The organism is Stenotrophomonas sp. STEN087 (genome assembly GCF_056759115.1).
Genome location: NZ_JBRRCR010000053.1, coordinates 21,362 through 27,516, shown reverse-complemented (window position 1 = coordinate 27,516; position 6,155 = coordinate 21,362). Strand labels below are relative to the sequence as shown.

General features: G+C 61.7%; 14 protein-coding genes. All 14 read left to right on the top strand.

Going from position 1 to position 6,155, the window contains the following annotated elements; translation table 11 throughout:
• Window positions 1-111 (top strand): EF-Tu C-terminal domain-related protein (locus ACVOK1_RS14070; protein ID WP_481562421.1); only part of this gene is annotated, 111 nt, incomplete at its 5' end.
• Window positions 112-443: 332 nt separating this feature from the next.
• Entirely contained in the window at window positions 444-755 is a 312-nt protein-coding gene (gene rpsJ, locus ACVOK1_RS14065; RefSeq protein WP_010341589.1) for a 30S ribosomal protein S10, read from the top strand.
• A gap of 11 nt (window positions 756-766) precedes the next feature.
• A complete protein-coding gene (gene rplC, locus ACVOK1_RS14060; RefSeq protein ID WP_059066096.1) occupies window positions 767-1,417 on the top strand; it encodes a 50S ribosomal protein L3 in 651 nt (216 codons plus the stop codon).
• Between the two features lie 12 nt (window positions 1,418-1,429).
• Entirely contained in the window at window positions 1,430-2,035 is a 606-nt protein-coding gene (gene rplD, locus ACVOK1_RS14055) for a 50S ribosomal protein L4 (protein ID WP_004145337.1), read from the top strand.
• On the top strand, window positions 2,032-2,331 hold the full coding sequence (gene rplW / locus ACVOK1_RS14050; RefSeq protein ID WP_079220754.1) for a 50S ribosomal protein L23: 300 nt from the start codon (window positions 2,032-2,034) through the stop codon (window positions 2,329-2,331). The genes rplD and rplW overlap by 4 nt, the downstream gene beginning before the upstream one ends.
• A 10-nt stretch (window positions 2,332-2,341) precedes the next feature.
• Window positions 2,342-3,169 carry a 50S ribosomal protein L2 gene (gene rplB / locus ACVOK1_RS14045; RefSeq protein ID WP_004145339.1) on the top strand — a complete coding sequence of 276 codons (828 nt, stop codon included), beginning with the start codon at window positions 2,342-2,344 and terminating at the stop codon, window positions 3,167-3,169.
• A 6-nt stretch (window positions 3,170-3,175) separates the two neighbouring features.
• Window positions 3,176-3,445: a 30S ribosomal protein S19 gene (rpsS, locus tag ACVOK1_RS14040; protein ID WP_108767850.1), complete on the top strand. Its 270-nt coding sequence runs from the start codon at window positions 3,176-3,178 to the stop codon at window positions 3,443-3,445.
• A 12-nt stretch (window positions 3,446-3,457) separates the two neighbouring features.
• Window positions 3,458-3,793, top strand: a complete 336-nt coding sequence (rplV, locus tag ACVOK1_RS14035; RefSeq protein WP_004145348.1) for a 50S ribosomal protein L22 — start codon at window positions 3,458-3,460, stop codon at window positions 3,791-3,793.
• 18 nt (window positions 3,794-3,811) lie between these two features.
• Entirely contained in the window at window positions 3,812-4,546 is a 735-nt protein-coding gene (rpsC, locus tag ACVOK1_RS14030; protein ID WP_004145350.1) for a 30S ribosomal protein S3, read from the top strand.
• 5 nt (window positions 4,547-4,551) lie between these two features.
• Window positions 4,552-4,965 (top strand): 50S ribosomal protein L16, encoded by a 414-nt coding sequence (rplP, locus tag ACVOK1_RS14025; protein ID WP_004154486.1) that lies wholly within the window; start codon window positions 4,552-4,554, stop codon window positions 4,963-4,965.
• Window positions 4,965-5,150, top strand: a complete 186-nt coding sequence (gene rpmC, locus ACVOK1_RS14020) for a 50S ribosomal protein L29 (RefSeq protein WP_108767851.1) — start codon at window positions 4,965-4,967, stop codon at window positions 5,148-5,150. The genes rplP and rpmC overlap by 1 nt, the downstream gene beginning before the upstream one ends.
• An 11-nt stretch (window positions 5,151-5,161) precedes the next feature.
• A complete protein-coding gene (rpsQ, locus tag ACVOK1_RS14015) occupies window positions 5,162-5,431 on the top strand; it encodes a 30S ribosomal protein S17 (RefSeq protein ID WP_079220755.1) in 270 nt (89 codons plus the stop codon).
• Window positions 5,432-5,442: 11 nt separating this feature from the next.
• Window positions 5,443-5,811 (top strand): 50S ribosomal protein L14, encoded by a 369-nt coding sequence (rplN, locus tag ACVOK1_RS14010; protein WP_010483978.1) that lies wholly within the window; start codon window positions 5,443-5,445, stop codon window positions 5,809-5,811.
• A gap of 16 nt (window positions 5,812-5,827) precedes the next feature.
• Window positions 5,828-6,145: a 50S ribosomal protein L24 gene (gene rplX / locus ACVOK1_RS14005; RefSeq protein WP_079220756.1), complete on the top strand. Its 318-nt coding sequence runs from the start codon at window positions 5,828-5,830 to the stop codon at window positions 6,143-6,145.
• The last annotated feature ends 10 nt before the right edge of the window (window positions 6,146-6,155 follow it).

Genomic DNA, 6,155 nt, shown 5'->3' with positions numbered 1-6,155 from the left:
ATGGTTGTCACCCTGATCAACCCGGTCGCAATGGACGCCGGCCTGCGCTTCGCAATCCGCGAAGGTGGCCGTACCGTCGGCGCCGGTGTGGTCTCCACCATCATCGAGTAATCTGCTACACTCTGCGCCCCGATGTTGCCTGGGTAGGGCATCGGGGCGTATCAAACGGGAAAGTAGGCACAGGATGTGCCTTGTGTTCCCCGGACCAGGAAGGGTCAATGCCATTCAGGCGGCGTCAACAGGAAACTGTTGACAGCTGCCTTGCGTGCCATTATGCTTCGTCGTCTGGGCAGGCCTGTTTCTAGGTCTGCCTACGTTTTTGAGGTCTACGGATTGACCTTGTCGGCCTGCAGGAGTGCGGGCCGTCCGTATTCAGGGATTTCATGGGACAAAGCAACCCAGAGGCTTTGTCTGTCGCTCTTTTAACGAAGGAACCTACCGCCATGGCGGACCAAAAGATCCGGATCCGGCTGAAAGCGTTCGATCATCGTCTGATCGACCGTTCGGCCAGCGAGATCGTTGAGACGGCCAAGCGGACCGGCGCGCAAGTGCGTGGACCGATCCCGCTGCCGACCAAGATCGAGCGTTACACCATCCTCGTCTCCCCGCACGTCGACAAGGACGCGCGTGACCAGTACGAGACCCGCACGCACAAGCGCGTGCTCGATATCGTTGACCCGAATGACAAGACCGTGGACGCGCTGATGAAGCTCGAACTGGCTGCCGGCGTCGACGTTCAGATCAAGCTGACCTGAGGACTACGACCATGACGAAGAAGTATTCGTTGGGCTTCGTGGGCCGCAAGGCTGGCATGAGCCGCGTGTTCACCGAAGATGGCCGCTCCATCCCGGTGACCCTGATCGAAGCAACCCCCAACCGCATCGCGCAGATCAAGACCGTCGAAACCGACGGCTACAGCGCCGTGCAGGTGACCGTCGGCGCTCGTCGCGCTGCCCTGGTCAACAAGCCGGAAGCCGGCCACTTCGCCAAGGCGAAGGTGGAAGCGGGTCGTGGCCTGTGGGAATTCCGCGTTGAAGACGCGCAGCTCGGCGATTTCGCCGTCGGCGGCGAAGTCAAGGCGGACATCTTTGAAGTCGGCCAGATCGTCGACGTCCAGGGTGTCACCAAGGGTAAGGGCTTCCAGGGCACCATCAAGCGCTACAACTTCCGTATGGGTGACGCTACCCACGGTAACTCGCTGTCGCATCGCGCGCCGGGTTCGCTGGGTCAGCGCCAGACGCCGGGTCGCGTGTTCCCGGGCAAGAAGATGTCCGGTCACATGGGCTCCGTGCAGCAGAGCACCCAGAACCTGGAAGTTGTCAAGGTCGACGTCGAACGCGGTCTGATCGCGGTTCGCGGCGCCGTTCCGGGCGCGGCGGGTGGCGACGTGATCGTCCGTCCGGCGAGCAAGGCATAAGGAGAGATGACGATGGAACTCGTTATCACGGGTAGCAACAACAAGGTCTCGGTCTCCGACGCCGTGTTCGGTCGCGATTTCAGCGAAGATCTGGTCCACCAGGTCGTCGTTGCTTACCGCAACGCCGGTCGCGCCGGCACCAAGGCGCAGAAGACTCGCTCCGAAGTGGCAGGTACCACCAAGAAGTCGAAGAAGCAGAAGGGCGGCGGCGCGCGTCATGGCGCACTGACGGCTCCGATCTTCGTCGGCGGCGGTGTCACCTTCGCGGCAAAGCCGCGCAGCTTCGAGCAGAAGGTCAATCGTAAGCAGTACCGTGCCGCCATGTGCGCGATCCTGTCCGAGCTGAACCGTCAGGGCCGTCTGACCATCGTGGAGTCCTTCGATGTCGAAGTGACCAACACGAAGGGTCTGATCGCCAAGCTGGCCGGCCTGGAAGTGGGCAAGCGCCCGCTGATCGTCACTGAAGAAGCCTCCGAGCACCTGTACCTGTCCGCTCGCAATCTGCCGTACGTGCAGGTGCGTGACGTCCAGGGTCTGGACCCGGTGTCGCTGGTCGGTGCCGACACGGTCGTCATCACCGCTGATGCGGTCAAGAAGGTCGAGGAGTGGCTGGCATGAACAGCAACGAAAAAATCTTCAGCGTGCTGCGTGCCCCGCGTGTCTCCGAAAAGACCGCTCGCATTCAGGAACTTTCCAACCAGTATGCCTTCGAAGTTTCGAACGAAGCCACCAAAGCCGATGTAAAGGCCGCGGTTGAGCAGCTGTTCGGCGTCAAGGTCGAGGCTGTCAACGTGGTCAACGTCAAGGGCAAGAACAAGTCCTTCCGTAACCGTGCTGGCCGCCGCGGCGATTGGCGTAAGGCGTACGTTCGCCTGGCCGACGGCCAGTCGATCGATGTAACGGCCAAGGCCTGAGGTACATCCCATGCCATTGATGAAATTCAAGCCCACTTCCCCCGGCCGCCGTTCGGCCGTGCGCGTGGTTACCCCCGACCTGCACAAGGGTGCTCCGCACGCCGCACTGGTCGAGTCGCAGAGCCGCTCGGGTGGTCGTAACCACCATGGCCGCATCACCGTGCGTCACGTCGGTGGTGGTGCCAAGCAGCACTACCGCATCATCGACTTCAAGCGCAACAAGCTGGGCATCCCGGCGCGCGTGGAACGCATCGAATACGATCCGAACCGCACCGCCCACATCGCCCTGCTGTGCTACGTCGACGGCGAGCGTCGTTACATCATCGCCCCGAAGGGCCTGAAGGCTGGTGATCAGGTGATCGCTGGTTCGGACGCCCCGATCAAGGCTGGTAACACCCTGCCGCTGCGCAACATCCCGGTCGGTACCACCATCCACTGCATCGAACTGAAGCCCGGCAAGGGCGCTCAGATCGCCCGCGCCGCTGGTGCGGCCGTGCAGCTGGTTGCCCGCGAAGGCATCTACGCCACCCTGCGCCTGCGCTCGGGTGAAATGCGTAAGGTTCCGGTCGAGTGCTGCGCCACCATCGGCGAAGTCGGCAACGACGAGCACAGCCTGGAAAAGCTGGGCAAGGCCGGTGCCAAGCGTTGGCGCGGCGTCCGCCCGACCGTTCGTGGTGCTGCCATGAACCCGGTTGACCACCCGCACGGTGGTGGTGAGGCCAAGGCCGGCCAGGGTAATCCGCATCCGGTCACCCCGTGGGGTGTCCCGACCAAGGGTTACAAGACGCGCCATAACAAGCGCACTCAGCAGTTCATCGTCCGCGATCGTAGGGGCTAATCGACCATGGCACGTTCACTCAAGAAGGGCCCGTTTGTCGATCACCACCTGGTTGCTAAGGTGGCTGCCGCTGCGGGTAGCAAGCGTCCGGTCAAGACCTGGTCGCGTCGTTCGATGATCCTGCCTGACATGGTAGGCGTCACCATTGCCGTGCATAACGGCAAGAACCACATCCCGGTTCTCGTCAACGAGAACATGGTCGGCCACAAGCTCGGCGAATTTGCCATCACCCGGACCTTCAAGGGTCACGGTGGTGACAAGAAGTCGGGTAAGTAAGGAGAGATGACAATGGAAGCGAAAGCCATCCTGCGCACTGCGCGCATCTCCCCGCAGAAGGCTCGTCTGGTCGCTGACCAGGTGCGCGGTCTGCCGGCCGAACGTGCGGTCAACCTGCTGAAGTTCTCGGACAAGAAGGCTGCCCACCTGATCAAGAAGGTGGTGGAGTCGGCTATTGCAAATGCCGAGAACAACCAGGGCGCCGACGTCGACGAGCTGAAGGTTCAGACCATCATGGTTGATGAAGGTCCGACCCTGAAGCGTTTCATGGCGCGGGCGAAAGGCCGCGGTACCCGCATCCTCAAGCGCACCAGCCACATCACTGTGGTTGTGGGCGCCGCCAAGTAAGCGGATAAGGAAAAGACCATGGGTCATAAAGTTCATCCGATTGGTATCCGCCTCGGCATTTCCAAGGACTGGAACTCCAAGTGGTACGCCAACAAGGCCGAGTTCGCTGGTTACCTGGCAGCCGACCTGAAAGTGCGCGAAATGCTGCGCAAGAAGCTGGCTCAGGCCGGCATCAGCAAGATCCTGATCGAGCGTCCGGCCAAGACCGCTCGCGTGACGATCCACACCGCCCGTCCGGGCGTGGTGATCGGCAAGCGCGGTGAGGACATCGAGAAGCTGCGCAAGGAAGTGAGCGAGATGATGGGCGTCCCGGCGCACATCAACGTCACCGAAGTGCGCAAGCCGGAACTGGACGCTCAGCTCGTTGCCGAGTCGATCGCCCAGCAGCTGGAGCGCCGCATCATGTTCCGCCGTGCCATGAAGCGCTCGGTTGGCAACGCGATGCGCCTGGGTGCCCTGGGCATCAAGGTCAACGTGGGTGGCCGCCTCAACGGTGCAGAAATCGCCCGTTCGGAGTGGTACCGCGAAGGCCGCGTGCCGCTGCACACCCTGCGTGCCGACATCGACTATGGCTTCGCTGAAGCCAAGACGACCTACGGCATCATCGGCATCAAGGTCTGGATCTACAAGGGCGAGGTCTTCGATTTCTCCCAGGTTGGCCAGGAAAAGCAGGACGACACCCCGTCGCGCAACGATCGTCACGATCGCGGCGACCGCGGTGACCGTCAGCGCCCGGCTCGTGAAGCGAGGTAACGACAATGTTGCAACCCAAGCGAACCAAGTACCGCAAGGTGCACAAGGGCCGTAACGACGGCCTGAGCTGGAGCGCCAACGCTGTCAGCTTCGGCGAATACGGCCTCAAGGCAACCGCCCACGGTCAGCTGACCGCGCGTCAGATCGAAGCGGCCCGCCGCTCGATCAGCCGCTACGTGAAGCGCGGCGGCAAGATGTGGATCCGTGTGTTCCCCGACAAGCCCATCACCAAGAAGCCCATCGAAGTTCGAATGGGTTCGGGTAAGGGCAACGTGGAATACTGGGTGGCCCAGATCCAGCCCGGCCGCATGATCTATGAAATCGAGGGTGTCTCGGAGGAAGTGGCACGCGAGGCGTTCCGCCTGGCCGCCGCCAAGCTCTCGGTCACCACCACTTTCGTGACCCGGACGGTGCGCTGATGGAACTGAAAACTCTCCGTGAAAAGTCGGCTGACGAACTGAAGGCCCACCTGATCGACCTGCGTAAGGAACAGTTCTCTGTCCGTATGCAGCAGGTCACCGGCCAGCTGCCGAAGACTCACGATATCCGCCGCGTCCGTCGCGAGATTGCTCGCGTCAAGACGCTGCTCGGCAGCAAGAAGTAAGGACGGCCGCTATGAGCGACAATATCGAAAACAAGGCGCTGCGCACGGTCGAAGGCCGTGTCGTCAGCAACAAGATGGACAAGACGGTTACCGTCCTGGTTGAGCGTCAGGTCAAGCACGCGCTGTACGGCAAGTACATCAAGCGCTCGACGAAGCTGCACGCCCACGATGCCGACAACGCCTGCAAGGAAGGCGATGTCGTCCGCGTGACCGAGATTGCTCCGATGTCCAAGACCAAGAACTGGCGCGTGGTGGAAGTCATCACGCGCGCGGCTGAATAAGGAGCTGAATCATGATCCAGATGCAGAGCTACCTTGACGTCGCGGACAATTCGGGTGCCAAGCAGGTGATGTGCTTCAAGGTGCTGGGTGGTTCCAAGCGCCGTTACGCCGGCATCGGCGACATCATCAAGGTCACCGTGAAGGATGCGATTCCGCGCGGCAAGGTCAAGAAGGGTGAAGTGTATGACGCCGTCGTGGTGCGTACCCGCAAGGGTGTGCGTCGCGCCGACGGTTCGCTGATCCGCTTCGACGGCAACGCTGCCGTCCTGCTCAACAACAAGCAGGAGCCGATCGGCACCCGTATCTTCGGGCCGGTGACTCGTGAACTTCGCTCTGAGAAGTTCATGAAGATCGTCTCGCTCGCTCCCGAAGTGCTGTGAGCGACAGGAGATAATCATGGCTAACCGTATCAAGAAGGGCGACCAGGTTGTCGTCAACGCCGGCAAGGACAAGGGCAAGCAGGGCGAAGTCGTCCGCGTCGACGGCGACCGTGTGGTCGTCGGCAACGTGAACATCGTCAAGCGCCACACCAAGCCGAACCCGCAGGCAGGTGTTGCCGGCGGCGTGGTCGAGCGCGAAGCTTCGATCCATATCTCCAACGTGAATGTGCTGAACCCGGCTTCGGGCAAGGGCGAACGCGTTGGCTTCAAGGTGCTGGAGGATGGACGCAAACTGCGTGTGTTCCGCTCCAGCGGTGAGGCGCTCGACGCCTGAGGAATGAGAA

What these genes read in the sequence shown, in the direction of transcription:
- rpsJ (WP_010341589.1), top strand. Translation starts at nt 444, where the DNA reads ATGGCGGACCAAAAGATCCGGATCCGGCTGAAAGCGTTCGATCATCGT.
- rplC (WP_059066096.1), top strand. Translation starts at nt 767, where the DNA reads ATGACGAAGAAGTATTCGTTGGGCTTCGTGGGCCGCAAGGCTGGCATG.
- rplD (WP_004145337.1), top strand. Translation starts at nt 1,430, where the DNA reads ATGGAACTCGTTATCACGGGTAGCAACAACAAGGTCTCGGTCTCCGAC.
- rplW (WP_079220754.1), top strand. Translation starts at nt 2,032, where the DNA reads ATGAACAGCAACGAAAAAATCTTCAGCGTGCTGCGTGCCCCGCGTGTC.
- rplB (WP_004145339.1), top strand. Translation starts at nt 2,342, where the DNA reads ATGCCATTGATGAAATTCAAGCCCACTTCCCCCGGCCGCCGTTCGGCC.
- rpsS (WP_108767850.1), top strand. Translation starts at nt 3,176, where the DNA reads ATGGCACGTTCACTCAAGAAGGGCCCGTTTGTCGATCACCACCTGGTT.
- rplV (WP_004145348.1), top strand. Translation starts at nt 3,458, where the DNA reads ATGGAAGCGAAAGCCATCCTGCGCACTGCGCGCATCTCCCCGCAGAAG.
- rpsC (WP_004145350.1), top strand. Translation starts at nt 3,812, where the DNA reads ATGGGTCATAAAGTTCATCCGATTGGTATCCGCCTCGGCATTTCCAAG.
- rplP (WP_004154486.1), top strand. Translation starts at nt 4,552, where the DNA reads ATGTTGCAACCCAAGCGAACCAAGTACCGCAAGGTGCACAAGGGCCGT.
- rpmC (WP_108767851.1), top strand. Translation starts at nt 4,965, where the DNA reads ATGGAACTGAAAACTCTCCGTGAAAAGTCGGCTGACGAACTGAAGGCC.
- rpsQ (WP_079220755.1), top strand. Translation starts at nt 5,162, where the DNA reads ATGAGCGACAATATCGAAAACAAGGCGCTGCGCACGGTCGAAGGCCGT.
- rplN (WP_010483978.1), top strand. Translation starts at nt 5,443, where the DNA reads ATGATCCAGATGCAGAGCTACCTTGACGTCGCGGACAATTCGGGTGCC.
- rplX (WP_079220756.1), top strand. Translation starts at nt 5,828, where the DNA reads ATGGCTAACCGTATCAAGAAGGGCGACCAGGTTGTCGTCAACGCCGGC.